This is a genomic window from Paenarthrobacter sp. E2MeOHC11, from assembly GCF_058744955.1.
In genome coordinates this window covers 1,038,642-1,063,878 of record NZ_CP196673.1, presented here as the reverse complement: position 1 = coordinate 1,063,878, position 25,237 = coordinate 1,038,642, and the positions used below count along the sequence as shown (strand labels likewise).

The 25,237-nt window shown below is 63.4% G+C and carries 21 protein-coding genes, 4 pseudogenes and 1 riboswitch; of the genes and pseudogenes, 12 read left to right on the top strand and 13 right to left on the bottom strand.

Annotated elements, in window-relative coordinates; genetic code table 11:
• The first annotated feature begins 13 nt into the window (after positions 1 to 13).
• From ACSSVG_RS04870 to ACSSVG_RS04840, 7 genes and pseudogenes are all read left to right on the top strand, one after another.
• The gene (locus tag ACSSVG_RS04870; RefSeq protein WP_492417631.1) at positions 14 to 295 is read left to right on the top strand and encodes a hypothetical protein; all 282 of its coding nucleotides are present in this window, start codon (positions 14 to 16) and stop codon (positions 293 to 295) included.
• 8 nt (positions 296 to 303) lie between these two features.
• Positions 304 to 993 (top strand): hypothetical protein, encoded by a 690-nt coding sequence (locus ACSSVG_RS04865; RefSeq protein WP_253466713.1) that lies wholly within the window; start codon positions 304 to 306, stop codon positions 991 to 993.
• Between the two features lie 276 nt (positions 994 to 1,269).
• Complete coding sequence (gene sucC / locus ACSSVG_RS04860; protein ID WP_089593935.1) at positions 1,270 to 2,439, top strand: ADP-forming succinate--CoA ligase subunit beta; 1,170 nt, start codon at positions 1,270 to 1,272, stop codon at positions 2,437 to 2,439.
• A gap of 12 nt (positions 2,440 to 2,451) precedes the next feature.
• Positions 2,452 to 3,354, top strand: a complete 903-nt coding sequence (gene sucD, locus ACSSVG_RS04855; RefSeq protein WP_253466716.1) for a succinate--CoA ligase subunit alpha — start codon at positions 2,452 to 2,454, stop codon at positions 3,352 to 3,354.
• A gap of 150 nt (positions 3,355 to 3,504) precedes the next feature.
• Positions 3,505 to 3,912 (top strand): annotated as a pseudogene (locus ACSSVG_RS04850) (P-loop NTPase family protein); the annotation flags it as partial.
• A 96-nt stretch (positions 3,913 to 4,008) separates the two neighbouring features.
• Positions 4,009 to 4,574, top strand: a pseudogene (locus tag ACSSVG_RS04845) (Gfo/Idh/MocA family oxidoreductase); the annotation flags it as partial.
• Between the two features lie 410 nt (positions 4,575 to 4,984).
• Positions 4,985 to 6,073 (top strand): annotated as a pseudogene (locus ACSSVG_RS04840) (IS110 family RNA-guided transposase).
• A 9-nt stretch (positions 6,074 to 6,082) separates the two neighbouring features.
• On the opposite strand, the gene ACSSVG_RS04835 reads toward ACSSVG_RS04840, so the two are convergent.
• From ACSSVG_RS04835 to ACSSVG_RS04815, 5 genes are all read right to left on the bottom strand, one after another.
• A complete protein-coding gene (locus tag ACSSVG_RS04835; RefSeq protein ID WP_492417628.1) occupies positions 6,083 to 6,409 on the bottom strand; it encodes a carboxymuconolactone decarboxylase family protein in 327 nt (108 codons plus the stop codon).
• A 63-nt stretch (positions 6,410 to 6,472) separates the two neighbouring features.
• On the bottom strand, positions 6,473 to 7,057 hold the full coding sequence (locus ACSSVG_RS04830; RefSeq protein WP_492417626.1) for a flavodoxin: 585 nt from the start codon (positions 7,055 to 7,057) through the stop codon (positions 6,473 to 6,475).
• Positions 7,058 to 7,192: 135 nt separating this feature from the next.
• On the bottom strand, positions 7,193 to 8,050 hold the full coding sequence (locus ACSSVG_RS04825; protein ID WP_492417624.1) for an aldo/keto reductase: 858 nt from the start codon (positions 8,048 to 8,050) through the stop codon (positions 7,193 to 7,195).
• Between the two features lie 30 nt (positions 8,051 to 8,080).
• The gene (locus tag ACSSVG_RS04820) at positions 8,081 to 8,491 is read right to left on the bottom strand and encodes a (R)-mandelonitrile lyase (protein ID WP_492417622.1); all 411 of its coding nucleotides are present in this window, start codon (positions 8,489 to 8,491) and stop codon (positions 8,081 to 8,083) included.
• A gap of 27 nt (positions 8,492 to 8,518) precedes the next feature.
• Positions 8,519 to 9,895, bottom strand: coding sequence for an MFS transporter (locus tag ACSSVG_RS04815; protein ID WP_492417620.1), 1,377 nt, complete (start codon positions 9,893 to 9,895; stop codon positions 8,519 to 8,521).
• A gap of 131 nt (positions 9,896 to 10,026) precedes the next feature.
• Between ACSSVG_RS04815 and ACSSVG_RS04810 the strand changes: the two genes are divergently transcribed.
• Both ACSSVG_RS04810 and ACSSVG_RS04805 read left to right on the top strand, forming a co-directional pair.
• On the top strand, positions 10,027 to 10,911 hold the full coding sequence (locus ACSSVG_RS04810) for a helix-turn-helix transcriptional regulator (RefSeq protein ID WP_492417618.1): 885 nt from the start codon (positions 10,027 to 10,029) through the stop codon (positions 10,909 to 10,911).
• Between the two features lie 66 nt (positions 10,912 to 10,977).
• Positions 10,978 to 11,433: pseudogene (locus ACSSVG_RS04805) on the top strand (Gfo/Idh/MocA family oxidoreductase); the annotation flags it as partial.
• A gap of 75 nt (positions 11,434 to 11,508) precedes the next feature.
• On the opposite strand, the gene ACSSVG_RS04800 reads toward ACSSVG_RS04805, so the two are convergent.
• The gene (locus ACSSVG_RS04800; protein ID WP_492417616.1) at positions 11,509 to 14,250 is read right to left on the bottom strand and encodes a chitobiase/beta-hexosaminidase C-terminal domain-containing protein; all 2,742 of its coding nucleotides are present in this window, start codon (positions 14,248 to 14,250) and stop codon (positions 11,509 to 11,511) included.
• Between the two features lie 301 nt (positions 14,251 to 14,551).
• Complete coding sequence (locus ACSSVG_RS04795; protein ID WP_492417614.1) at positions 14,552 to 15,343, bottom strand: gamma-glutamyl-gamma-aminobutyrate hydrolase family protein; 792 nt, start codon at positions 15,341 to 15,343, stop codon at positions 14,552 to 14,554.
• A 74-nt stretch (positions 15,344 to 15,417) separates the two neighbouring features.
• On the opposite strand from ACSSVG_RS04795, the gene ACSSVG_RS04790 reads away from it, so the two are divergent.
• Entirely contained in the window at positions 15,418 to 16,569 is a 1,152-nt protein-coding gene (locus ACSSVG_RS04790; protein WP_492417612.1) for an LOG family protein, read from the top strand.
• Here the strand turns inward: ACSSVG_RS04790 and ACSSVG_RS04785 are convergent.
• From ACSSVG_RS04785 to ACSSVG_RS04775, 3 genes are all read right to left on the bottom strand, one after another.
• Positions 16,566 to 17,456, bottom strand: coding sequence for a matrixin family metalloprotease (locus ACSSVG_RS04785; RefSeq protein WP_253466723.1), 891 nt, complete (start codon positions 17,454 to 17,456; stop codon positions 16,566 to 16,568). The genes ACSSVG_RS04790 and ACSSVG_RS04785 overlap by 4 nt on opposite strands.
• A 110-nt stretch (positions 17,457 to 17,566) precedes the next feature.
• Positions 17,567 to 18,457 (bottom strand): matrixin family metalloprotease, encoded by an 891-nt coding sequence (locus ACSSVG_RS04780; protein WP_492417610.1) that lies wholly within the window; start codon positions 18,455 to 18,457, stop codon positions 17,567 to 17,569.
• 85 nt (positions 18,458 to 18,542) lie between these two features.
• A complete protein-coding gene (locus tag ACSSVG_RS04775; RefSeq protein ID WP_492419141.1) occupies positions 18,543 to 19,643 on the bottom strand; it encodes a VIT1/CCC1 transporter family protein in 1,101 nt (366 codons plus the stop codon).
• A gap of 324 nt (positions 19,644 to 19,967) precedes the next feature.
• Between ACSSVG_RS04775 and ACSSVG_RS04770 the strand changes: the two genes are divergently transcribed.
• Positions 19,968 to 20,156 (top strand): hypothetical protein, encoded by a 189-nt coding sequence (locus tag ACSSVG_RS04770; RefSeq protein WP_231341780.1) that lies wholly within the window; start codon positions 19,968 to 19,970, stop codon positions 20,154 to 20,156.
• Here ACSSVG_RS04770 and ACSSVG_RS04765 read toward each other — a convergent pair.
• Both ACSSVG_RS04765 and ACSSVG_RS04760 read right to left on the bottom strand, forming a co-directional pair.
• Entirely contained in the window at positions 20,153 to 20,479 is a 327-nt protein-coding gene (locus tag ACSSVG_RS04765; RefSeq protein WP_492417608.1) for a hypothetical protein, read from the bottom strand. The two genes, ACSSVG_RS04770 and ACSSVG_RS04765, sit on opposite strands and share 4 nt — an antisense overlap.
• 16 nt (positions 20,480 to 20,495) lie before the next feature.
• Positions 20,496 to 20,615, bottom strand: a riboswitch (SAM riboswitch).
• Positions 20,616 to 20,729: 114 nt separating this feature from the next.
• Entirely contained in the window at positions 20,730 to 22,265 is a 1,536-nt protein-coding gene (locus ACSSVG_RS04760) for a sodium:solute symporter family protein (RefSeq protein WP_231341778.1), read from the bottom strand.
• A gap of 266 nt (positions 22,266 to 22,531) precedes the next feature.
• Here ACSSVG_RS04760 and ACSSVG_RS04755 point away from each other — a divergent pair, with 266 nt between their 5' ends.
• Entirely contained in the window at positions 22,532 to 23,107 is a 576-nt protein-coding gene (locus ACSSVG_RS04755; protein ID WP_024819844.1) for a helix-turn-helix domain-containing protein, read from the top strand.
• Positions 23,108 to 23,134: 27 nt separating this feature from the next.
• Here ACSSVG_RS04755 and ACSSVG_RS04750 read toward each other — a convergent pair whose 3' ends face one another.
• Positions 23,135 to 25,108 (bottom strand): APC family permease, encoded by a 1,974-nt coding sequence (locus ACSSVG_RS04750; RefSeq protein WP_253466729.1) that lies wholly within the window; start codon positions 25,106 to 25,108, stop codon positions 23,135 to 23,137.
• Between the last annotated feature and the right edge of the window lie 129 nt (positions 25,109 to 25,237).

Genomic DNA, 25,237 nt, shown 5'->3' with positions numbered 1-25,237 from the left:
TTTCTGGACAACCGTGACGGTGCTGGCAACCCGGCCTCCCGTCGTCGAACAGCCGCCGGCAGTGGTGGAGCCGCCCGCGGGTGGGGACGCCCCGACACCCCCAGCGGCGGTGAGTCCAGCCGGTGCGCTGGCGTCGACGTCGGGCACTGAACTCGCCGCTACCGGGCTGCCGTCCGGAAGCCTGGCCTCGGCCCTTTGGGCCGCTGCGGGCTTGCTGGCTGTGGGTGGGGCATTGGCTACGGGCCTCCTGCGCCGTCCGTGGCGGAGAATCGGGGGCGTGAGGTTACCGGCATAATTGGTGGCATGCGACGGACTGTTCTGGGGATTCTTGCTGCCGTGCTCTTGGTGTTGGCCACGGGCTGCTCCTTCGCCACCGAGGATCCGGACTATGTTCCTCCGGCTCCTTTGGCGCCGCTGGAGCAACTGGAACAGGTTCCCGTCACGGAGCAGAGCAGCCTGTCTGCCGGCGAAGATGTCACCGCTTTCGTCACGGCGGACCGGAACATTGTGTGCGCCATGACATCCTCACGGGGTGGCCACCTCAACCTGCCCTACGAGGCCAATTCATACTCGGACGCCGCCAACAACAAGTTTGCGGTCATCCCGGTGGCGCACTGCGAACTGGCCAAGTATGCCAAACCGGAGCTGGCTGACATTGCCGACGACTGCGCCGGAACCGGCCTCGGCTACCTCGGCGGGACAGTGCTGCTGTCCCCTGACGCGGCTGTCTATGGCTCGTGTCGTTCCGGCGTAACACAAATGGAGTCGGAGTTCGGGCCCAAAGGCAGCCGAAACGGTCCGATCTCCAAGCTGCGGGAGTTGGCGGATGGGCAGAACATCGAGCGCAACGGCCTGCGGTGTTCGGCGTACAACGGCGGTGTTGCCTGCGGAAACGTCTCCGGTGGCGTCGCTTTCTTCGTGACGTCCGAGGGCTACCAGTTGATTTCCGACGGCGGCAAAACGGTCAGCGGGACGCTGAAACAAGCGTCCTGATCGCCGGCGGACAGACGACGGGCAGCCGTTGAAAGGTCCAAAAACCGCGTCATTCTGCGGTTTTTCTACAGCCGATAGAAGTGTAAGGTTACTCACTTAACAGGTAGTGTGTAGCTGGCGGGACTCCTCAAAGGGCTAAAGTTCCGAGAGGACCTTACGCAATGTGACCGGCTTCAATCCTGGTTGTTTACCGCGTACTTTCCGCAGCTGGCTATCGCGGTCATCGCGGTTCCCGGCTGAACAGAAAACTACTTCGACGTAGAAGGACACTAAACCGTGGACCTGTTTGAATATCAGGCGCGCGATATGTTCGAAGCGCACGGTGTACCCGTGCTCGCCGGCATCGTGGCGCACACTCCTGAAGAAGCAAAGGCAGCTGCCGAGAAGATCGGCGGCGTAACTGTCGTCAAGGCACAGGTTAAGGTTGGTGGCCGCGGCAAGGCTGGCGGCGTCAAGGTTGCCAAGACCGCCGAAGAGGCGCTTGAGCACTCCACCAACATCCTGGGCATGGACATCAAGGGCCACACCGTCAACAAGGTGATGATCGCCCAGGGCGCGGACATCGCCGAAGAGTTCTACTTCTCGGTCCTCCTGGACCGCGCCAACCGCAACTACCTGGCCATGTGCTCGGTTGAGGGCGGCATGGAGATCGAGCAGCTTGCTGTCGAGCGTCCCGAGGCCCTGGCCAAGATCGCCATCGACCCCGCTGTGGGAATCGACCAGGCAAAGGCTGACGAGATCGTCGCAGCTGCAGGTTTCGCTGAAGAACTGCGCGGCAAAGTGGCCGACGTCATTCTGAAGCTCTGGGATGTCTTCAAGAAGGAAGACGCCACCCTTGTTGAGGTCAACCCGCTGGTTCGCACCGGCGCAGGCGAGATCGTTGCCCTCGATGGCAAGGTTTCCCTGGACGAGAACGCTGACTTCCGCCACGTGCACCACGCCACGCTGGAAGACAAGGATGCAGCTGACCCGCTGGAGGCCAAGGCCAAGGCGCAGGACCTCAACTACGTCAAGCTGGACGGCGAAGTAGGCATCATCGGCAACGGCGCCGGTCTTGTGATGTCCACCCTCGACGTCGTCGCTTACGCCGGTGAGAACCACGGCAACGTAAAGCCCGCAAACTTCCTGGACATCGGCGGTGGAGCTTCCGCCGAGGTCATGGCCAACGGCCTGGACGTTATCCTGGGCGACTCCCAGGTCAAGAGCGTCTTCGTGAACGTTTTCGGTGGCATCACCGCGTGTGACGCCGTGGCAAAGGGCATCGTGGGTGCACTTGCTGAGCTTGGTTCCTCCGCGAACAAGCCGCTGGTCGTTCGCCTCGACGGCAACAACGTTGAGGAAGGCCGCCGCATCCTGACCGAGGCCAACCACCCGCTGGTTACCCTGGCCGCCACCATGGACGAGGGCGCCGACAAGGCCGCCGAGCTCGCCAACGCAGCTAAGTAAAGGGACGCGACAATGTCTATCTACCTCAACAAAGACTCCAAGGTCATCGTTCAGGGCATCACCGGCGGCGAGGGCACCAAGCACACCGCCCTGATGCTCAAGGCCGGCACCAACATTGTTGGTGGCGTCAACGCCCGCAAGGCCGGCACCACGGTCCTGCACGGCGACAAGGAAATCAACGTCTTCGGCACCGTCAAGGAAGCCATCGCTGAAACCGGCGCAGACGTCTCCATCGTCTTCGTCCCGCCGGCATTCACCAAGGACGCCGTTGTTGAAGCCATCGAAGCCGGCATCGGCCTCGTTGTCGTCATCACCGAAGGCGTTCCGGTCCAGGACTCCGCCGAATTCTGGGCACTCGCCCAGTCCAAGGTGGACGCTGACGGCAAGCAGGTCACCCGCATCATCGGGCCGAACTGCCCAGGCATCATCACCCCGGGCGAAGCACTGGTTGGCATCACCCCGGCGAACATCACGGGCAAGGGCCCCATCGGCCTGGTGTCGAAGTCCGGTACCTTGACCTACCAGATGATGTACGAACTCCGCGACCTCGGCTTCTCCACCGCGATCGGCATCGGTGGCGACCCCGTCATCGGCACCACGCACATCGACGCCCTGGCTGCGTTCGAAGCTGACCCCGAGACCAAGGCGATCGTCATGATCGGCGAAATCGGTGGCGACGCTGAAGAGCGCGCAGCCGACTTCATCAAGGCCAACGTCACCAAGCCGGTTGTCGGCTATGTTGCCGGCTTCACCGCTCCCGAGGGCAAGACCATGGGCCACGCAGGCGCCATCGTTTCCGGCTCCGCGGGCACGGCCCAGGCCAAGAAGGAAGCCCTCGAAGCCGCTGGCGTGAAGGTCGGCAAGACGCCGTCCGAGACCGCGAAGCTGCTGCGCGAAGTTTTCGCAACGCTCTAGGTTTTCGGCCGCAAGGCACAAGAAGTACGACGACGGCCCGGCGCCTTCCCCACGGAAGGTACCGGGCCGTCGTCGTACTTTAAGCGGACGTAGCTGACGCGTACGTCCATGAAAAGTCCAAGGCCCACCCGGGAGATCCGGAGGGGACTTCAATGTGTCGCGATCGCCCGGGCTGTGTACTTCGGAGCGAAAGTGCTGATCCTGGACGAACCGACAGCCGCGCTGGGTGTCAAGCAGTCCGGCGTAGTACTCCGCTACATCCTGCAGGCCCGCGACCGTGGGCTGGGAGTCATTTTCATCACCCACAACCCGCACCATGCCTTCCCCGTGGGCGATCGGTTCCTGCTGCTCAAGCGCGGCAAATCGATCGGCCACTACGACAAGAAGGACATCACCCTGGACGAACTGACGGCCCAGATGGCCGGCGGCGCCGAGCTGGCCGAACTCGCCCATGAGCTGGAACAGCTGGGCGGGCACTCCGCAGCCCTGGAGGAAGTCAAAGCGGAAGTAGCCGGTGTTGCCGACCCGACGTCGGGCAGCGCAAGCAAACGGCACTGAACATTACGCGGAGCGGACCCCGGCCGATACCTGTCGGCCGGGGTCTTTCCGTGGTGTTTGGCCCGGACATATCGTGATGGACCTGTGGAGGAAGCCATGAAAGAAGTAACCCTCGGACTAGTGGGTGTTGGCCGGATTGGCGTGATGCACGCAAAGAACATCAGCGCGCTCAACGAAGCCCTGGCCCAGGACGGTATCCAGGTCCAGCTAAAGCTCACGGATGTGGCAGAAGAGCACGCACGTTCGGTAGCACGCGACGTCGGCGGGGAGTACGTGGGCTCGATAGGGGAACTCATAGCCTCCGGAGTGAACGGGCTGGTCATCGCGACAGGCACCGCCACCCACCCGGACCTCATCCGGGCCGGCGTGGAGGCGGGCATCCCGGTGTTCTGCGAAAAGCCCGTGGCCGTGAACGTTGCCGAGTCGCTCCGTGTCCTGGATTACATCCGCGAGAAAGACGGCGTGGTGCAGATCGGCCACCAGCGCCGGTTCGATGCCGGCTACCTGGAGGCCAAGCGTGCCTACGAGGCTGGGGAACTGGGATGGATCCACTCACTGCGTGCGGTCACCTGCGACATGACCCCGCCCCGGTCCAGTTCCTGGCGACATCCGGCGGCCTCTTCCGGGACTGCTCCGTCCACGACTTCGACATCCTCCGCTGGCACTGAGGAGAATTGGACATGGCAGGGAGGTTGTTCCTGACTTATCCGCTGGCTGACGGACCGACATTGCGCCGGTTCTGTACTGGGGGAGATCTGTCGGTCCGGCTCCCTGCCCACTGGGTTTGAAGCATCTGCGCGAGTCGCAGCCTCAACAGTTAGACGACTGTTGAAAATGAGACCGTGGCAGGAAAGCAGTTCCTGACTTGCCCGCTTCGTGACGATCGGCACCTCGTGCACGAACTGTCTACGCGGAGATCAGTGGGTTCGGCTTCCCTGCCACTCACCTAGGGCGACCGGGCCGGACGGAGTTGTGACTTGATAGGAACGTGCAGCTTAGCTCTTCAGTGCTTTGTCCGCCCGGCCCGGTCAACCGTGCTCGCCTCAAACTCCTTCGACAGGAAAGAGCGCACATGACTCTCACAACGACGCTGCCCGTCAGGGCAGTCACCATCGGAGTAGATACGCACTCGATGTTTCACCACGCGGCAGCTCTGGACTCCATGGGGCATCTACTAGATGACCGCCGGTTTCCCGCCAACCTCGCCGGATACCAAGACCTGTTGGACTGGTCCTCGGGCTTTGGGATCATCAGCGCCTTCGGCATCGAATGCACCGGCTCCTATGGGGCCGGCCTAACCAGGCATCTGCTCGCCGCAGGGGTAGACGTGATCGAGGTCAACAGGGGACACTCATTGACCCGTAGCCGCTCAGGGAAAAACGACGCCATAGACGCAGAAGAAGCAGCCCGCAAAGTGCTCTCCGGTCAATGCTCTTCACCAGCCAAAGACACAACCGGCACCGTTGAAGCCATCCGTCACCTGTAACTTGTGCGGGACTCCGCCATCAAATCCCGCACGGCTGCTCTTGTCCAGCTCAGAGACATCCTCGTTACGGCACAAGGCATTCTGAAGGACCGATTGGACGCCAAGACGCTGCAAGCCAAAGCAGCAGTACAAGCACGTTCGCTCCGGCCTGACCTGACGCGCCTGGACGAGCCGGAGCAAGCCGCCAAATATGCGCTGCGGGAACTGGGCCGGCGCATCTCGGACCTAACCGTTCAGATCAACGAGACCGAAAAGCACCTGACCAAGTTGCTGCACGCAATCGCACCGACCATGATGGCACTGCCCCAAGTCGGGCCTGTCACCGCTGCCCAGCTACTGATCACTGCAGGGGAGAACGTCGACAGATTCCCCAGCGAGGCCGCGTTCGCCCGCCTCTGCGGCGTCGCACCAGTGCCGGTTTCCTCAGGTAAATCCCATCGAATGCGACTTCATCGAGGCGGAAACAGGCAAGCCAACAGATCCATCTATGTGATCACGGTAGGCAGACTCAAACTGGACCCCAAGTCCCAGGCATATCGAGACCGCAAACGGGCGCAAGGACATTCCAAAGGAGACGTTATCCGCAGCCTGAAACGCTACGTCGCAAGAGAGCTCTACTACGCCCTCAAGAAGGACCTCCAAGAACATAACCGAGTCATCAAGCTCAGGCCGTAGTCCCGGCGTCTATTGAGTTTGGGTGAAGACTTCCTTCGCTACGGTGATGGCTGACATTGCTTTGGGCCATCCAGCGTAGAAAGCCAGGTGGATGATCGCCTCTTTGAGTTCGGTTTCGGTGAGTCCATTGGTTCGTGCGCGGGCGAGGTGACCTCGCAGCTGCTCGGTACTGGAGCTGGTGATCAGGCTGGCCACCGTGATGAGGCTGCGGTCCCGGGGTGAAAGTTCTTCGCGTTCCCAAATGTCGCCGAAGAGTACCCCGTCTGTAAGTTCAACGAGTTTCGGTGCGAAGTCGCCGATGAGTTGCTGTGCCCTGGTCTGGTGTGAATCGCTCATGTGCTGAACCTTTCAATATGTGTAGCTGTAGGCGCGCGGGCGCCGGCTGTTGCTGCCGAGCGCTTAGCGGGCGGGGAGAAGCCCCGTGCGTTGTAGCCATGATTCGACGTCGGCTCCGGCGTCGCGGACCTCTTCGCCTTTGACCGCAAGGCCTTGGCCGATGGTTGCCCCTGGGCAGGATTGTTCGTAGTCGCGTGCGGTGTTGCCCAGCCCGCTTATGGCATGGGTTGTGACCGGGTAGACGGTCTTTCCGGCGAAGTCGTAGCTTTCCGTGAACGTGGTCATGATCATTGGGGCCCTGACGTTCCAGATGCCGCTGGCCAAAATCACCGTGTCGTACTGCTCTATGGAGGGCAGCGGGTTGCTGATCCCCGGGCGTGCGTCCTCGTCCTGTTCGCGGACGTTCCGGGCGACGGTGGCGTCATAGCTGTCCGGGTAGGGTTCAGCGGCTTCGATCCGGTGCATCTGGCACGGGATCAGTGCGCTGATCATGCCCGCGAGTACCTCGGTGTTGCCGATCTCCAGGTTGGTTCGGTCTCCGTAGTAGTAGTTTTCACCTGCCCGGGAGAAGTAGGCGAGCAATACCCGTTGGCCTCCCTGGCCTGGTCCTGTGCTGTTTGGTGGGGGCGTGGTGTCTGTTGAGGGCACGGTGGGTGGTCCTTGGGGTGTGCAGGCTGATGTTGCAGTTGCCAGTAGTGCGCCGGACAGCCCGGCGACCGCCCCGCGAAGGGCGGTCCGCCGACTGACGCTCAATGGATTAGAGGCCACGGGATAGCCGGCGCTTTAGTTGTAGCGGCGGCTACCGAGCCAGCTGACCATGGCGGGATCGCGGTGGTCGAAGAAGAGGCTGGCACCGGTGTCCAGGGTGGTGATCGTGGTCATTTGCTCCTCGGTGAGGGTGAAGTCGAAGACGTCCAGGTTTTGGGCCATCCTCTCGGGTCGGACGGACTTGGGGATGACGATGACGTCGCGCTGGATGAGCCAGCGGAGCACAACTTGGGCGACGGACCTGCCCTGGGCTTCGGCGATGGCGCTGAGGACCGGATCGGTGAAGAGGTTGTTCTTGCCCTCGGCGAAGGGTCCCCAGGATTCGATCTGGACGCCGCGTTCGCGCATCAGTTCCTGATCTGCTGCACGCTGGTGGAACGGGTGCGTTTCGATCTGGTTTACCGCGGGGACGATTTCGTTGTGGTCGATGAGGTCAACAAGGCGGTCGGGGTGGAAGTTCGAGACGCCGATGGCGCGGGCGAGGCCTTCCTTGTTCAGCTCCTGCATGGCGCGCCACTCGCTGTAGTAGTCTCCGAGCGGCTGGTGGATCAGGTAGAGGTCCAGGTAGTCCAGTCCGAGGCGGTTCAAGGAATTCTGGAAAGAGCGCTTGGTGTCGTCGTAGACGCTGCCGGTGGGTGCGTGCTGAATCCAGAGTTTGGTGGTGATGAAGAGGTCTTCCCGCTTGATCCCGCTGGCCTTGATCGCGGCGCCCACCGCGTTTTCGTTACCGTAGGAGGCTGCGGTGTCCAGGTGACGGTAGCCGGTGGCCAATGCCGCTTCGACGGCGGCCTGGGTTTCTTCTTCGGGGATCTGGAATACGCCGAAGCCGAGGATGGGCATTTCGATGCCGTTGTTGAGCGTGACGTTTTTCATGGGTTCGTCCTTACTGTCGTTCTGTTGAGGTTAGGCATTGGTGGTGGTGTGGGCGGCCTGGTAGTCGTGCTCGCTGACGGGTTCGAGCCACGTCGCGGTGTGTCCGTTGTCGTGTTCGACCAGGGCCAGGTGGCACATCAGGGTGTCCTGTGTTGCGCCGTGCCAGTGTTCTTCCCCTGGCGGGGTGTAGACGGTGTCTCCGGCGTGCATGAGGATGACCTTCCCGTCGCGGGTGGCTACCAGTCCCGTCCCATCGGTGCAGTGCAGTGTCTGGCCTAGTGGGTGGGAATGCCAGTGGGTGCGGGCGGCAGGGCTGAATCGGACCATGGCGGAGATCAGCCGTGAGGGATCTTCACCGGACTGCAGTGCGTTCAAATACACGTCACCGGTGAATTTTTCGGTGGGCCCCTTTGATGTGGGGCCCGGAATCGCGAGACGCATTGAAGTTCCTTTCATGAGACTGGTGGATCAGTTCCTGGTTGGTTGGGAACGACGCTGTAGTGCAAGGGATACGACGACCAGGATGACGAGCAAGACCGCGGTCGCACCGAGACTGGCGCGTAGCCCTGTCATGAACTCGCCGCTGGCCAGCAAGGCGCCGAAGATGGCCACACCCAGGGAACCGCCAACCTGACGGGCGGTGTTGACCACCCCGCTGGCCGTGCCTGCCCGTTCGGCAGCGACGTTATCCATAACCTGGGCAATGATCGGCGGGACAGTGAACGAACCACCAACGCCGACCGGGATCATGAACGCTGCGACGACCATGACCGGTGCATCCGCAGGAAGCAGACACAGGCTGATCAGGCCGGCAGCCATGATCAGCTGGCCCGCGGCGATCATCGCCACGTGCCCATACCGGGCCATCAGGCGTGCCACCCAAGGGTTAAGGATGGCAACAAGAGCCGTCATCGGCAGGAACAACAAACCGGTTTCCAGGGCAGAGGAACCGCGTTCCTGCTGGAAATAGAGGCTTTGGACAAACACGATGCCGTAGAAAGCAGCCATCGTCACCACGGCGATGATCAGCGCGGTGGACACTGCCCGGGACCGGAACAGGTCCAAGGGGATCATCGGGTGCCGGCCTTTGGATTGGGTGATGATGAACGCCGCGATCGAGATCGCGCTGATGCCGAACAGTGTCAGGATGGCGGGGCTGCCATATCCTGCCTCGGCCCCTTCGATGATGCCGTACGTCAGTGCCGCCAGTCCGGCGACGGCGGTGACCTGACCGGTCCAGTCGAAGGGCGCGGGACGGCGGGTCGAGGGTGCCACTCGGGAAAGGATGATCAGTGCTGCGGCGCCGACGGGCAGGTTGACGAAGAAGATCAGCCGCCAGTCGAGCTGCGTCAACAGCCCGCCCAGTACCGGTCCGGCAGCGGCGGCCACTGAACCGCCCAGGCCCCAGTACACAATCGCCCGACCCCGGGCGGCCGGGTCATGATAGGCCTCCCGGATCAGGGCCAACGAAGCAGGGGTGATCATTGCCGCCCCGATGCCTTGCAGGATGCGCGCAGCGATAAGGACCGGCAGCGTCGGGCTTAACGCGCATGCGGCAGAAGCAAAGATGAAGATCAGCATGCCCAGCCCGTAGGCGCGCCGGGCGCCTGCACGATCCGAGAGCGTGCCGGCGAACAGCTGGAGCGCAGAGAACATCAACGTGTACCCGGTCACCACCCACTGCAGCCCGGAGAGGCCACGGCCAAGGTCATTCCGGATTTCCGGGAGGGCGACGTTGACGATCTGAGCGTCTAGGGCAACCACGAAGAAGCCCAGCATGGCCACCATCAGGGACGCCCGTGGTCGGACAACAACAGCCGGGCGGCTGGCAGTGGGGACAGACATGGTGTCCTTTCGAAACACGGAAACGGTCTTCTTCAAGAAAACCAGCCCTTCTACGGGCGCGGGAGTACCTGTTGTGCGGTGTACTGGCAGTTCCTGTTAGACCGTTCCCGTATCGCCGTAGCCTTGAAGGCATGGACAACACCAATGACGTCCGCGACTTCCTCATGAGCCGCCGGGCACGCATCACCCCGGCCCAGGCAGGGCTCCCCGCCTACGGTGGAACCAGGAGGGTGGCTGGTCTCAAACGCGAAGAAGTAGCCATGCTCACCGGCGTCAGCACCGAGTACTACGCCCGACTCGAACGAGGAAACCTGCGGGGCGTGTCCGACTCCGTTCTCGACGCGTTAGCACGAGCCCTGCAGCTTGACGAGGCAGAACGCGCGCACCTGTATGACCTCGCCAAAGCGGCCGCGCCCACCGCAGCATCGGCGTCGCGGCGTACCCGTGCGGAGGTGCGCCCGAGCATCGAAAGAGTCTTGGCGGGGATGACCGGGACACCCGCCTATGTCCGGAATGCCCGCATGGACGTCGTGGCGGCCAACAGCCTGTGTTTCGCCCTCTACGCCGACATCCTCAGCCCGGAAAAGCTTCCACTGAACCTTGCCCGGTTCATGTTTCTGGATCCCCGGTCCAAGGACTTTTTCGTCGATTGGGATAACCTCGCCGATGACTTCGCAGCGGCGATGCGCACAGAATCCGGGCAGAACCCCCGGGACCGGGCGTTGAACAGCCTCATCGGTGACCTCGCCGCAGGCAGCACCGAATTCTCAACCCGGTGGGCACGGCATAATGTTCGGTTCCACCGCAGCGCCCGCAAGACAATGCGCAACCAACTCGTCGGCGAGATCGAGCTTACCGGCGACGCCTTGGAACTGCCCGGCGAAGGACTCACCCTGATCGCCTACTCAGCCGAACCCGGAAGCCACGCCCAAGATCAACTCGACTTCCTCGCCAGCTGGAGCACGAACAACAAAAACCACCTCGAACCCACACCACTGAACCCGCCGACGGCCTAGCCGGCAGCGTCTTCCCGAACCGGCCGGAGATGGGGTTAATGGGGGAGGGGTTGACTATAGGAACATCTCACCGGCAAGGAAATCGTGGAGGTCTATGCCAAGGGCTCCAATAACGGCGATCCGGCCATCGGTGAGGTTGGCGACGTCGATACCGCCCTGGCTTTGGTGACTTTCGACGACGGCACGGTAGGCACGGTGTCGGCCAGCCGATACAACGGGGCCGGGCATGATGTCCGGCTGGAACTCCAAGGCTCCGAGAGCTCTGTGCTTGTGGGAATGGACCAGCAGATGGCCTTGCGGTCAGCCGAACCCGGAGTCGAATTCCCCACCGGTGCCTCCCATACCACCTTCGCCGAGCGCTTCGATCAGGCGTATCGCTCAGAGATGGCCGCGTTCGTGGAACTTGTGCTTGGCCAGCGCAAGAACCCCTGCACTCCCGAAGATGCTGTCGCGGCCTCGAAGGTGGCAGACGCTGCGCAGGAGTCCCTGGAAAAAGGCGCCCCGGTAAAGGTTGCCCCGTAGAAGGTTTGGACATGGCTGACGCGGGCCGAAGAGTCTGGGGGAAAACTCCGACCCGCGCCAGGTTCAGGGGGCAGGCTAGGCGATGACTTTCATGGCCTGCCAGCCGGTGCCGAGGCTCATCGGCGGCACGTTGCTGAGCGTTCCGCCTCCCGATCCGGGATACAGCCACAAGGTGTCTCCGATGCGGCCCACGACGTCGTTCCTGCCGTCGCCGTCAAGGTCCCGCGGACCGGCCACGGCAGTGCGGGTTCCCCAGCCCGTCCCGATCTGCGTCCATTGCAGCCAGCCCCCGGAGCCATTGCCCGGATATAGCCATAATGCGCCTGTGTCGGTACGCCGCGCCAGTACATCTCCCTTGCCGTCCCCGTTGAAATCGCCGGTGCTGAAGATGGCATTCATGACGTCCCAACCCCAGCCGACGGTGTAGGGACTCCGCTGGCCTCCGGTCCCGTTTCCTTCGTAGAGCCGGAGCTCGCCATTGCTTCGGCGGCCAATAAAATCGGGGATGCCATCGCCGCTGAAATCGCCGGGGGAGAAGATCTGCGTCATGGTGCTCCACCCGGTGCTGACCTGCTTCCTGGCCGCGAAGCTGCCTGCGCCGTCGCCGGGGTAGAACCAGAGGATATCTCCGGCCCGGGCCAGGAGGTCAGGCTTGCCATCCTTGTTGAAGTCGCCAGGGGTGACGGTGTCCGTGATGGTGGACCACGCTGGTGCTGCCAGGGCGACCTGCCGCGGATCGAGTCCGCCCGAACTGTTGCCGGGGTAGAGGTACAGGTTGCCGGCGGTATCAGCGGCCAGCACGTCCGCACGGCCGTCACCGTTGAAGTCATGGGCCGACGGCGGTCCGGCTGCGGGCACAGTGTAGGTCTGGGTACCCACGGCCGAGGTGTTGCCGGCAGTGTCGACGCCGATGTATTTGAGCACCAGCGTGGTACTGCCCATGACGATCGGTTGCGCGGCACTGTACTTGATGTTGGTGGCTGATTCCGTGGCCGTAGGGGTGCTGCCATTGGTGGTGTAGTAGATGGCGGCAGGCTCATTGGCGGACAGCGCGATGGTGGCCCCACTGGCCAAGGCCCTGCCGGTGGGATTGGCCGATACCGTGGGCGCGGTGGTGTCCGGTGGCACGGAGTAGCTCTGCGTGGCTACCTCGGACACGTTTCCGGCAGTATCCCGGGCGAAGTACTTCAACGTCATGGGACCGGGTCCGTTGAAGGGGATCGCCGTGGTGTAGGGGAGTCCAGCCGTCAGGGGATCGGTGCCGTCCGTGGTGTAGCGGATTTCGGCCGGCTCGTTCGCAGCCAAGGTGATGGTGGTGCCTGGCGCGTACTCACCTCCCAGGGGAGTGGCCGTGACCACGGGCTTCGTGACATCCGGGCCGGTGGAGTACGTCTGGGTGACCACAGCCGACGAATTGTTCGCGCTGTCCACGGCGAAGTACTTCAAGGTCAGCGGACCGTTCAAAATCAGCGGAGCGGTGTACTTGCTGCTTGCCGTGGTGGGGGTGCCGCCATTGGTGGTGTAGTAAATGGTGGATGTTTCATTGGCGGTAAGGGTTATCGCCTGGCCCACCGCATAGGTTCCACCCGGGGGTGCCGCGGTGACGACGGGAGCCACGTTGTCGGTGCCGAGATAGGCCTCAAACTCAGCCAACCCGGCGTTGGTGGTGCCCGCGCTGACTGAGGTGATGTTGAGCCGCACGGAGCTCACTGTCTTGGCGGGGAAGTTGATGGTGAGGCCGGAGCCGTTGTTGGGCAGGGCTGGAACGGCCACGGTACTTCCATCAGAGAACTGCAGGTTGCCACCGGTAATCTGATCGGTCAGGAGTGGCCGATCGGACAGGGTGACCGCATTGATGGTCCGGGTGGGGGAGAAACTGTACTGAATCCAACTGCCGGCCTTTTCACCAGCAGAGACCCACTCCCGCGTGGCATCCATCGGTGCACCCCACTGGTAACCGTCCCGCGCCTTCTCCGGGCTCTGTGCGGAGGCTTTCTGCGAAGACGCCGTGACGGTGGTGCCCGCCGATTTGGCAGCGTTGCCCACCCACTCAATGGCTGTGATGTATTGCCGCTTCAGCCATTCGTCGTAGGGGGAATCCGGGCACCCTTCACCGGGGCTGCTGCAGACGTACATGTCGAAATCGGCGAACCGGACAAACGTGTCCACTTTGGCCGTGAGTTCGGCCCCGGTCACGTTCTGCGCATACTCATCGATGACGTAGGCATCGTAGGCCAGGGACGTGTGCGGCCCGGTGTAGCTTCGGGTCGCCAGCTGGGCGAACTTGGCCGTGGCCCAATGGTCGCTGTGGTCGTAGGGGGTATTGAAGTTCCCGGTCCAGTCCTGGGTGCGGAAGGTGGTGGGCTGGAAGTTGGCCACCAGGCGGTTCAACGCGGTTTGGAACTGGGATTTGGTGAACGTCGCTGCATTGTCCACGGGCCGGATAGAGGAGAGCCGGCCGTCCCAGAGTTTGAGGATGCTCTGGCTGTTGTAGGCGGCGCTGCCCAGGCCGTTCGGAAAGCCATCGGGAAGCCGCATATAGACCACCGAGACGTTGGGAGCACCGTTCAGGGTACGCATGGTCAGCGGACGCCCGGGCACTCCGGCATCGGATGTTGTCCAGCTGTTGGATACACCGGCCATTTTGGCGTAACTGGCTTGGATGCCTGACTCGAGGCTCCGCCAGTAGGTGGCTCCCTCGCCGGCCTCTCCCGCGGTGGTGAACACCGTTTGAACACATCGCTTGGCTTGGATGTCCCGCATGAAATCCGGGCTGAGGAAGAGCAGGTCGTCGTCTGTGTGGGCAACGATCTGCATGGCCCCGCCAGTTCCCGCGCAAGGCGGTTCAGCAGCAGCCGCAGGCGATGCGGAGGTCAGGACGAGTCCGCCCAAAACCAATGCAGGCCCGAGGAGCAGCCCTAGCAGGCGCCTGGGGAAGGATGGGCGGGTCTTCGGATGAGAGGATCGGCTGACGTGTTTTGGACGGTCCACAACTATGCTCCTTTGAGCAGATGTTGGGCCCCCCAGCCGGCAAACTTACGACGCCCCCTGGACGTCATGCGAATGAAATTAGGCTTTTGCTGAACTTTCAACGGAACTGAAAGCGATGCAGTGAGCGCTACTGTACTCCACCGGGACGAGCCTGGGTAGGGTTCCGGCAGACATCTACGAAGGATGTGAAAGGCAGCAACCGATCAGAGTCGGGAAGCTGGGACGCCTCGGGGTGCCACTGCACTGAGGCCACCCACCGTGAGGGGTCTTCCAGGGCCTCCACCGTACCGTCGTCGGCGACGGCCGTGACGACCAGGCCTTCGCCCACCCTTGCGACAGCTTGATGGTGCCCGGAAGCGATCTTGATGGTGCTCCCTTCGGGGGAACCATACAGTGATGCAGTTTTGGATCCGGCGGTGAGCAGCACATCGTGCCATGCCCATTCGCTGGCCGTGGTGTCGTGTGGATCCAAGCCGTTGTGGGTCACAGCAGTGGGTGCCATGTCCTGAATCAGCGTCCCACCATAAAGCACATTCAGCAGTTGGTGGCCGCGGCAGATGCCCAGCAGCGGAAGTCCGGCGTCGATGGTTGCGCGGGCAACATCCATGTCCAGATGGTCCTGCTCAGCGTTGACGTCGTACAGGGAGTCCTGCGGATCCTGGCCATAGAGGCGCGGATTGATGTCGCCGCCGCCCGGAAGCAGCACGCCGTCGAGCTCCTGCATTTCGGTGGCCAGCCTCCCGGCGCTGTCAGCCGACACCGGGGTCAGCAGCACGGGCCGCGCACCGGCCTCACGCAGCAGGTCCACGATGTAGGTGAACAGTCGGTTGGCCTCACCCACACGGGCGTCCGGAGCGTCCGAACTGCTGAGGCGAACCGGAACGCCGATACGCGGACGGGCAACTTCTGAACTCTTCATCCTTCATGATGCACCGCTCAGCGGCCGGGTGCGCAAACGCCGGCGTCATGGCGCAGCGATACTACGCTGAAGCCATGAACCGCAGCGCACCCTTGAACCCGAGTCCGCGAACTCTCGACATCCAAAGCCTTGTCCACTTCGAACGTCTGGTGAGTGCCGGTGCGGGGTCCATGAGTGGTTGGCACGCGCAGTCGCTGGACCTTCGAGGCCACGCCCGGGACCTCAAGGCCCTCAACCCCCAAGGGGCGATCTTCCTGGGATGCACGTTCGACGACGGCGTGGAAGAGAGCCTCCGACGCCGCGGGGCACTCATCTTTCCCAAACTGCAGGGCGTTCCGTTCGACCCCTACCGGGGCAGCCTCTACAGCGCCGCGGAGCTCTACCAGGACATCTCCTCCACAGAATACGAAGCCACCCTCGACGCGCAGGTCTACCAATGGAGCATCCTTCCCGGACAGCGGGCGAGCCTCGACGCCACCCTTGCCGCGGCCCTTCATGACCACGCGATCGGCGACGCCCTGGATGAGTTGCTGGATCATGGGGCGCTCGCCGGGAGCAAAATCGTGGGAGTCATGGGTGGACACGCCGCCCAGCGTGGCACCAGCGAATTCGCCGACGCCGCGAGGCTGGGCCGCCTGCTCGCCCAGGCCGGTTTCGCTGTCGCCACCGGAGGTGGACCCGGAGCCATGGAAGCGGCCAACCTGGGCGCCTCCTTGAGTGGGCTGCCCGACGCCGACACAACAGCCGCGCTGGGAACCCTCGCCGAGGTACCGGGGTTCAGGCCCTCGGTGACGGCTTGGGCGCGGCAAGCAGCCGTCGTCGTCGAACGTCATCCGGAAGGCACCCCGACGCTTGGAATACCCACGTGGTTCTACGGCCATGAGCCTCCGAACCTGTTTGCCACCCACATCGCCAAGTACTTCGCCAACGCCCTCCGGGAAGCCATCCTGTTGGAGCTTTGCAATGGTGGGACCATCTTCCTTCCGGGGGCCGCAGGAACGGTGCAGGAAATCTTCCAGGACGCCTGCGAAAACTACTACGGAGCGCCGGAGACCATCACTCCCATGGTGCTGGTGGGACGCGACCATTGGGAACGGACACTCCCGGCATGGCCGATGTTGCAGGGCCTCGCCGCGGGGAAGCCCATGGAGCACAGGATCTTCCTGGTCGATAGCGTGGAGGAGGCACTCGCAGTAGTTTCCGGCCAAGGAGCACGGCGCGGCTAGAAGTCCTTGCTGCACGGACCTTGGCCGAGTTGGGCCAGGCCCGTCCGGTCGCCGGCAGCGTATTGCCGGACCCACGAAGCCTGGTCAAACATGAGCTGCCGGGGATCGTCCACGTGGTCCAGGCCCAGCAGGTGTCCCAGCTCATGCATGATCACCGCGATGCCGATCTCCTTGCCCTCGGAAGTGTCCACAATGCCGGCGAACTGGGGCGCGTCCAGGGACACGGTGCCTGTGACGTAGGCCTTATAGCCGTTGCTCAGGCCAATTGATGAGCTTCCGCCCAGACCCACAGTCTGGCCTGTCAGGCGTGGCACCTGCTCCGGAGTGGTCCAGGCGATCAGGACGGGAGCCCATCGGTCCCCGTACCGGGCCGGCTGGTATCCGGTCCTGTTGGTGGAAGGGACCTCGGAACTCGGACCGTCGTAGATGAACTTCAATCCAGTGGCCACGCTGGCTTGCCGGACGGCTTCTTCCACCAGGGGCTGCCAGGAAGGATCCGCCTGGTCCGCGTTCACCACGTAATGGATGGGCCTGCACGGCGAGTAGGCCAGGGGGGTTCCGTCTTCTTTGACGGCAAGGAACTTGTAGGAGGTACTGGTCCGGTTTACTGGCGCCGGAGTTCCAAGCGGCGCGTCGGCTTCTTCCAGCCCGGGCAATGGGTCCTGGCGTTGTCCGAACGGTACTAAACCGGGGCGTGGAGCCTGGCTCTGCGTGGCGGATGATCCGTAGAGGAACCGCTGCAGGTCGCCGCTGAAATACGCGCCTGCGCAGACAAGGCCGAGGACGCCGAACAGGAACAGGATGGCGGCGATGCTGCTGTGCTTGATCGGTGGACGCGGCGCTGGGGGATCGGGGTCCGGCCACTGGGGCGACCCGTAAGGTTCCATGGAACCCCCTGACGTGGAGGCCGCGGACGGGAGGTGGGGCGCCGCCGTCGGCCGTAGTCGCCAGCATAAGTCCGGACGCCACGGGAGTCCATGCCGGAAGTGGTCGGCTGCTAGATGTCCTTGCGGCAGGGCGCTGATGCCAGGAGGTGCAGGCCGTTCAGGTCGCCGGCCGCGAGGCCGTCCGGGGCACCGATTTCCGGGTACATGAGCTGGACCGGATCATCCACGTGGTCCAAGCCCATCACATGTCCCAGTTCGTGTTGCATGACCGCCAGGACGTAGTCTGCCCCTTCTGGGTTGGCCAGTAGTTCGGCTACCTGCGGAGTGTCCAACTCGAGGCTGCCGGTGATATAGCTTTTGGGTCCGTTGTTGAGCGAGTACATGGTGCTGCCGCCGGTCCCGATGACTTTGTCTGCCAAGGCCGGCGCTGCCTCCGGCGTGGTCCATGAGATCAGCAGGGGAGCCCATCGATCGCCGTATTTGGCGGGCTGGTATGGTTCGCGGCGGTCCACGGGCAACTCATCGGTGCTGCCGTCGTTGACGAACTGGATTCCCGAAGCGGCGGATACCTTGGCGATCGCAGCCTCCAGCAACGCATCGGAGCCTTCCGGCGCGGAGGCGTTGTTCACTACGTAGTGCAGCGGCCGGCATGGTGAATAGCCAACGGGAGTGCCGTCGTCGTTGGTGGCCAGGAACTTGAACGAATCGTTCGCTGTCCCGGGCGCCGGCGGTGAGGCGAGAGGGGCGTCCGCCTCGTCAACGCCCGGCGGCGGGGCGTCGGCGGCACGGGCAGGTTTTGTTTGGCTTTGTCCGCTTTGCGGGGCGCCGGGGACGCTGACCCCGGGGAAAAGTGCGGTGATGCGGGGGTCTCCGTGCAGGAATCCGCTCACCAGGACGGCCACCACTGCGGCGATGCCGGCCATGAGGAGGCCGCGAAGGACCCGCCAGGCAGTTGCCGCACGTCGGTGCTTTGGCGCACGCGTTTCCCGCTCCGAGTCCACGGTTCTCCATTCCTCACGCCCTGGTCACGCGGGGCAGCGCGGAGGACGAACCAACATTACGGGCTGCGGAGGGAGGCGTCCAAACCTAGACGATCGTTGCGCCGAACACCAGGCCCAGCCCATAGGTGGCAGCCGCTGCTCCAAGACCAATGGCGAGTTGCCGCAACCCGCGGCTCAGCGGCGACGTTCCGGACAGCAAGCCCACGACGGCGCCGGTCGCCAGGAGCGCGATGCCCACCAGCACGCCGGCTACCAGCAAAGCAGCCACACCCGTCATGCCGAAAATGAACGGCAGGATGGGCACGATGGCGCCCGAGGCGAAGAAGCAGAAGCTGGACAACGCGGCGCCCCACGCCGAACCGACGGATTCGTGCTCATCGGTGGCCGGCTTCTCTGGCTGCAGGGAGAGGCTGGGGTCGCAGTCGCAGCTGAAGACGCCCATGCGTTCGGCGGCGCGGTGTTCGGCGGCTTCGTGGGTCATGCCCCGAGCCAAGTACACAAGAACCAGCTCGTTGTGCTCGATGTCCAACGAAGGTGCTGCTGTGAGCGTGGCCTGAGTGGGCAACGTGGCGTTAAGCAATTCCCGCTGGGAGCGCACGGAAACGTACTCGCCGGCGCCCATGGACAACGCCCCGGCCAACAGGCCTGCGACGCCGCTCATCAGCACGACAGGGCTGGGCACGCCGGTTGCGGCCATGCCCATGACCAGCGAAAGGTTGCTGACCAAGCCATCGTTTGCGCCGAAGACAGCAGCGCGGAAAGTGCCGGAGAGCCTGTTGCGTCCACGCGTGGCCAGGCCCCGGACCACTTCTTCGTGGATCTGCTCATCGGCCACCATGGCTGCTGTTGCCGCCGGTTCGGTGCCGTAGGGGGAGCGGCCTTCGGCTCGTTGGGCCAGGGCCAGTACAAAGACCGACCCGAAGTTGCGGGCCAGGAAGCCCAGGAACTGGCTGCGGGTTGAGGCGGCCTTGGGCATTCCGGCGTGCTCGCCCAGGAGCTTGAGCCAGTGGGCCTCGTGACGCCCTTCGGCTTCGGCCAGGGCCAGGAGGATTTGGCGTTCTTCGCCGTCGCGCCTCTGGGCGAGTTCGCGATAGACGGCAGCCTCGGCGCGCTCATCGGCCAGATACTGACGCCAGCGGCGGATGTCCGAGGATGACGGGGATGCCGCATCGTTTTTCGAGGCCATGCTGTCGACGGCCGTTGTTTCGGGGGCCGTGTTTTCGGTGGCGGGGTCCGGAGCCGGGCTCGACGAACCGGGGGATTCCTGGTGCTGTTGCACTTTCTCTCCTGTGCTGGGTGGGGTGGTTTCGGCCCCATTGCACGCCCCACACTACCGCTTATTGGCGGGGATTTTTGGCTGGTATTCCTCAACTGGAATGTTCGGCGCACCGTAATTCCGGGCACCCTTGACCCTCGACTGAGGCGGTGCTCAGATGGAAGGACAGGAGCGGGGAGCTCCCCGTTTTCCGGTTACCGGGCTTTGACCGGCCCACGAGACGGAGGTTGCATTATGGACACCACCGAATCACACGCCAGCCACCCGCGGGCGACCATCGAGTCGGACCCAGCCTATGACTACGCCGAGGACCAGGAAGTGGACGAAGCATGGGTGGAAGAGGTGGACGCCCCGGAGGACGACGAACGCGTCGTCCCGATCGATGAAACCGAGGACTTCCGCGAGGAGGACGAAGGGAACTAGGCCTGCACCCACGGGCAGAGAGGGAAGTGCCGCTGCACGCCCTCGCGCTTTCCGGCTGCGGCAACGGTCACCGTCAGGGTCCTTGAGGCCGCACACCATTGCGTCGGCCGGACAGCCTGCGTCAGGGCCCGGGTGATCAAGTGCGGTTCGGGATGCCCAAACCGCGCCGTACCGGCGTTGGAGATGATGGTCACCGTGCCCAGGAAAAGGTCGACGGCGGGAATCACCGTGACCGTGCGGGCTGCGGTTTTGGCAGGGGTTCCTGTGGCCGGCGCACTTGCGGCCGGCGTGGATGCCTGGGTGGTATCGCCTTGGTACGGCAAGGGACTGCTCCTCAGTGGAGTGCTCTTGCCCGCTCGGTTGTCTCTGGTCCGGGACGGGCCGCTTCCTCATCCGAACCACCCGTGAACATGGGGTTGGTGTGTGGCCAGTCGGAGCTTGGCACCACATCTCTTGAAGCTGGGACAACCCTACCCCACCGGGCGTTCTTCCAGGGGACGAAACAACGGCGACGCCTCCCCGAAAAGGGGTGGCGCCGCCGTCGAACGTTGCTCTGTTACTTGCCGTGCACTTTTACTTGTGGCTGCTGACCGGGTGGGCCTCCGGCGGCAGCTCTTCCGAGACAGCACCTGCGACGCGCTTGTCCCATGCTTCGCGAACCGCGGGATCCGTGGGCGGGGTGAGCAGCGAGATCACTACGTAGGCGATGAAGGAAGCCGCGAGGCCGAAGTAGATCGGCTCGTTGGCGTAGACGCCGTCAGCGCTGGGAATGACTCCAACGGCGAAGAAGATCAGCAGGACAAGCGTCAGCACCGAGCCCACTGCCATGGACCACGCGGCGGCGATGCCCGTGCCGCGCTTCCACACCAGGCCGCCCAGGATTGCCACCAGGAGGCCACCTACCAGGATGTCGTAGGCGATGGTGAGGGCGACAACCACGTCCTGCGCAGCCATGGAAATCAGCACGGCTACGATACCGAGGCCAAGTACCCAGTAGCGGTTGGCCTTGACGTCGTGCTCGGGGTTCTCCGTGTCATCAGTGTTGATGGTCTTGCCGAACCAGCTGGCCACGAACGGGACGACGTCTGCACGTGCCACCGTTGCCGCGGCAATCAGGGCTCCGGATGCGGTGGACATCATTGCTGCAACAGCTGCGGCCATGACCAGGCCGCCGATGCCGACAGGCAGGATGTGTGTTGCGACCTCTGCGTAAACCACGTCCTTGCCGAGGTTGGCGACGTCGATGTCCGGGAGCGCTACGCGGGCAGCCAGGCCGATCAGGGCCCCGGCGATGCCGTAAAGGATGCAGTAGACACCTGCGGTGGCGCCGCCCCAGCGTGCGACGGTGGGGGTCTTGGCGGTGAAGACGCGCTGCCAGATGTCCTGGCCGATCAGGAGGCCGAGCGTGTACACCACGAAGTAGGTGATGATCGTCTGGACACCAATGCCGTCGATCTGGAAGAAGCTTGCGTCGAGGCGCTCACGGATGCCGTCCATGCCGCCGGCTGCGTTCATGACGAACGGGAGCATCAGGAAGAAGATGCCTACGGTCTTGATGATGAACTGGACCTGGTCGGCCAGGGTGATGGACCACATACCGCCGATGGTCGAGTAGACGAGCACGATCGCGCCGCCAACTGCGATGGCCAGCCAGCGTTCCCAATCGAAGAGGACCACGAAGATGGTGGCGTAAGCGCCGGTGGACGTGGCACACAGCATCAGCGTGTACGCCAGCATCACGATTCCGGAGGTCTGCGTGGCCTTGCTGCCGTAGCGAAGGCTCAGCATCTGGGAGACCGTGTAGATCTTCAGGCGCTGGATGGTGCCTGCGAACAGGAGGCTGAGCAGCAGCACGCCCGAGCCGATTGCCACAACCAGCCACATGCCGGAGATGCCGAACTTGTAGCCGAGGCCGACGCCGCCCACGGTGGATGCGCCACCGAGGACCACTGCGGCCATGGTGCCGGTGTAAAGGAAGGGGCCCAGGCGGCGGCCGGCCACCAGGAAGTCGCTGTTGTTCTTGGTGCGGGACTTGCCCCACCAGCCGAATGCCAGCATGGCGAGCAGGTACACCACCACGATTGCGATGTTAATAGCCGAAGATTCCATGAGAGGTCCTTGGAGCTGATGCACGGAGGTTGGGGTTTTCGACGATACTCCTGCGAAGCGTCGAAGTCTCTGTGCTGATGATTGGAGATTGGGGATGTGTTGTGTGCCTCACAGACAACACTTGTTGCCTATGAGGATATGTTGTGATCGGAGTAACAGTCAAGATGCTTTGGTCATGGTTCCGCGGATTCTGGCCTTGTTGGCCTGTCTCCCGGCTACTATTGCTCCAATGACAGGGCCACATGACAGGCCTGAAAGGTTCGTGAATGAAGGCTCTACCCGTTGAACCGAGCAATGTTCCCGTTGCCATCGGTTCCAGAATCCGCGCAGCCCGGCAGGCGCAGCGCCTTACCATCGAGCAAGTGGCGGACGCTACCGGGCTGACCAAGGGCTTCCTCAGCCGTGTGGAGCGCGACCTGACATCGCCGTCGGTCGCTTCCTTGGTCACCCTGTGCCAGGTCCTGTCGGTATCGGTGGGGGACTTGTTCGCAGCCCCGGAGACGCACTTGACCAAGCGCGACGACGGTCCCCGCATCTCCCTGGGTGGCCAGGGCATAGTGGAGCGCTTACTGACCGCCCGTTCGGAGCGGCGGCTCCAGATCCTGCAAGCAACCATCGAGCCCCGGGGCCGCGGTGAAAACGAGCTTTACGCCGTGGACTGCGACGTAGACGTCCTGCACGTGGTCAAGGGCAGGATCAAGCTCATCCTGACCAATGAGGAGTACGACCTCGAAGAGGGGGACACCCTCTCCTTCCCGGGGCGCGAGCCGCATACCTGGATCAACCCCACGGACGAAACCGTCGAGGTGCTCTGGGTGCTGGTTCCAGCGGCCAGCCGCTAGTTTCGCGCCAACGCGCGGGGGCGGCAGCTAGCCGACGTGCACCCATGGCCGGCGGGTGATGTCCGGCTCGGCTTCCCTCAGCACTTCACGGGTGACAGGCGCGATCTCGCCTTCGCCGAAGAACAGGAACTTGCTGAGGTTGGAGATCGGGTTGCCCTCGGTCCAGCGGAAGTAGATGTGCGGCATGAACCCGGTGACGTCGCGGATGTGCAGCAGGACTGCGGCTACGGTGTTGGGCACGTTGTTGCTGTGCACTTCCAGGATCTTGAACCCGTGCCGCTGCCTGCCTACGACCTGGAGTTCCTGCTCGAAGTCCGAGCTGTCGTCCACAATGACCTCGATGAACACGGCGTCGCAGTCAACGGGAAGGTGGTTGGCCTGCTGGGCGTGCTGGAGCTTCTCCCGGTAGCGGCTTGCGCTGAGGTGCTTGGGCTCGTGGGCGATGATGCGCACTGGTCCTTCGGCAGCGTTCGCCGTGAATTCGAGGGCCTTCTCATCCATCTTGATGTGGGTGGCCCGGAGTTCGAAGGCGCGCCTCATACGGGAAATGAAGCTGACGACCATGATGCCCAGGATGAAGAGCGCCGCAATCTTCAAGCCGTCGGGGCGTTCGATCGAGTTGACCACGGTGGTGTAGACGAACACGAGGGAGATCAGCCCGAAGCCGATGACCTGGGCCCGTTGCTTCTTTCGCCGTGCGGACAGGGTCACGGCTATGGAGGCCGAGGTGATGAGGACCAGCACGCCTGTGGCGTAGGCGCCACCCTGGGCGTTGACGTCCGCCTTGAAGATGATGGTGACAAGGAAAGCGATGACTGTGAACACCAGCACCAGTGGACGAAGGGCGCGGGCCCACGCCGGCGCCATGCCGTAGCGGGGCAGGTACCTCGGGACCAGGTTGAGCAGTCCCGCCATGGCGGAAGCGCCGGCAAACCAGAGGATGGCTATGGTGCTGACGTCATAGACAGTTCCGAAGCCGTCGCCGAGGAATTTGTGGGCGAGGTAGGCGAGTGCGCGGCCCTCGGCCTTGCCGCCGTCTTGGAATTCGGCGGCGGGGATCAGCATGACGGTGGTGAAGCTGGACGTGATGAGGAATGAGCTCATGATGATGGCTGCGGTGGTGAGCAGCTTGTGGGCGCCCTTGATCCGGCCTGTGGGCTTGGCTTCGGTGTCCGTAGCGTGGCCCTTGATCTGGGGCATGACAGCCACGCCGGTTTCGAATCCGGAGAGGCCCAGTGCCAGGCGGGGGAACACCAGGAGTGCCAGGGCGATCATCATGATCGGGTCGCCGTGGGAGGTGGTGAGGGCGGTCCACCAATCGGTGATGACGCCGGACTCGGTGAAGAGGTGGGCCATGGATACGGCAATCACCACCAGGTTCAGCGCCAGGAATGCCGCCACGAGGACTACTGCCACGTTGATGGCTTCCTTGAAGCCGCGGAGGAAGACGACGCCGAGGCCTGCTATCAAGGCCAACGTGATAACCACTTGCTGGCCTTCGAGGAAGTGCGGAGCGAAGGGGTTCTCGATGAGGTGGGCTGTGGCGTCCGCGGCGGAAAGGGTAATGGTGATCATGAAGTCCGTGGCGGCGAAGCCGAGGAGGGCCAGGACGAAGAGCTTGCCTCCCCATCGGGGCAGTAGGCGTTCCAGCATGGCAATGGAGCCCTCGCCGCGCGGGCTTTCCTTCGCAACACGGCGATACACGGGCAGTGCGCCGGCAAGGGTTGCGAACACCAGGAGCAAGGTGGCCAGCGGGGACAGCAGGCCGGCGGCCAGTGCGGCGATGGCCGGCTGGTACCCAAGGGTGGAGAAGTAGTCCAGGCCGGTGAGGCACATGACTTTCCACCAGGCTTGGGGCTTATGCGAGTCCGTGGGGCGGCCGTGTGGGCCTTGCCGCTTTCCTGAGGTTTCCGGCATTCCTTCCAAAAGCCATGCTTTGAGCTTGAAGGAATTCTTTGGCCGGTTGGCCGGGTCGGCCGGAGGCCTCGTCAGGGTGGTCACGTTGTCCTTTCGCGCAGCACGGTACTGCTTCCGCTAGGAGCGTATGGCCGCATTCGACGCCGGGACCCCGGTTTTTATGGAATCTTTACGCCTGCTGTGACCGGCATCTCACCCTCTCGGATCACCACA

What these genes read in the sequence shown, in the direction of transcription:
- ACSSVG_RS04760 (WP_231341778.1), bottom strand. Translation starts at nt 22,265, where the DNA reads ATGGAATCTTCGGCTATTAACATCGCAATCGTGGTGGTGTACCTGCTC.
- ACSSVG_RS04800 (WP_492417616.1), bottom strand. Translation starts at nt 14,250, where the DNA reads ATGCAGATCGTTGCCCACACAGACGACGACCTGCTCTTCCTCAGCCCG.
- ACSSVG_RS04820 (WP_492417622.1), bottom strand. Translation starts at nt 8,491, where the DNA reads ATGCGTCTCGCGATTCCGGGCCCCACATCAAAGGGGCCCACCGAAAAA.
- ACSSVG_RS04865 (WP_253466713.1), top strand. Translation starts at nt 304, where the DNA reads ATGCGACGGACTGTTCTGGGGATTCTTGCTGCCGTGCTCTTGGTGTTG.
- ACSSVG_RS04810 (WP_492417618.1), top strand. Translation starts at nt 10,027, where the DNA reads ATGGACAACACCAATGACGTCCGCGACTTCCTCATGAGCCGCCGGGCA.
- ACSSVG_RS04835 (WP_492417628.1), bottom strand. Translation starts at nt 6,409, where the DNA reads ATGAGCGATTCACACCAGACCAGGGCACAGCAACTCATCGGCGACTTC.
- ACSSVG_RS04815 (WP_492417620.1), bottom strand. Translation starts at nt 9,895, where the DNA reads ATGTCTGTCCCCACTGCCAGCCGCCCGGCTGTTGTTGTCCGACCACGG.
- ACSSVG_RS04825 (WP_492417624.1), bottom strand. Translation starts at nt 8,050, where the DNA reads ATGAAAAACGTCACGCTCAACAACGGCATCGAAATGCCCATCCTCGGC.
- ACSSVG_RS04790 (WP_492417612.1), top strand. Translation starts at nt 15,418, where the DNA reads ATGAACCGCAGCGCACCCTTGAACCCGAGTCCGCGAACTCTCGACATC.
- ACSSVG_RS04785 (WP_253466723.1), bottom strand. Translation starts at nt 17,456, where the DNA reads ATGGAACCTTACGGGTCGCCCCAGTGGCCGGACCCCGATCCCCCAGCG.
- ACSSVG_RS04755 (WP_024819844.1), top strand. Translation starts at nt 22,532, where the DNA reads ATGAAGGCTCTACCCGTTGAACCGAGCAATGTTCCCGTTGCCATCGGT.
- ACSSVG_RS04795 (WP_492417614.1), bottom strand. Translation starts at nt 15,343, where the DNA reads ATGAAGAGTTCAGAAGTTGCCCGTCCGCGTATCGGCGTTCCGGTTCGC.
- ACSSVG_RS04770 (WP_231341780.1), top strand. Translation starts at nt 19,968, where the DNA reads ATGGACACCACCGAATCACACGCCAGCCACCCGCGGGCGACCATCGAG.
- ACSSVG_RS04775 (WP_492419141.1), bottom strand. Translation starts at nt 19,643, where the DNA reads ATGGCCTCGAAAAACGATGCGGCATCCCCGTCATCCTCGGACATCCGC.
- sucD (WP_253466716.1), top strand. Translation starts at nt 2,452, where the DNA reads ATGTCTATCTACCTCAACAAAGACTCCAAGGTCATCGTTCAGGGCATC.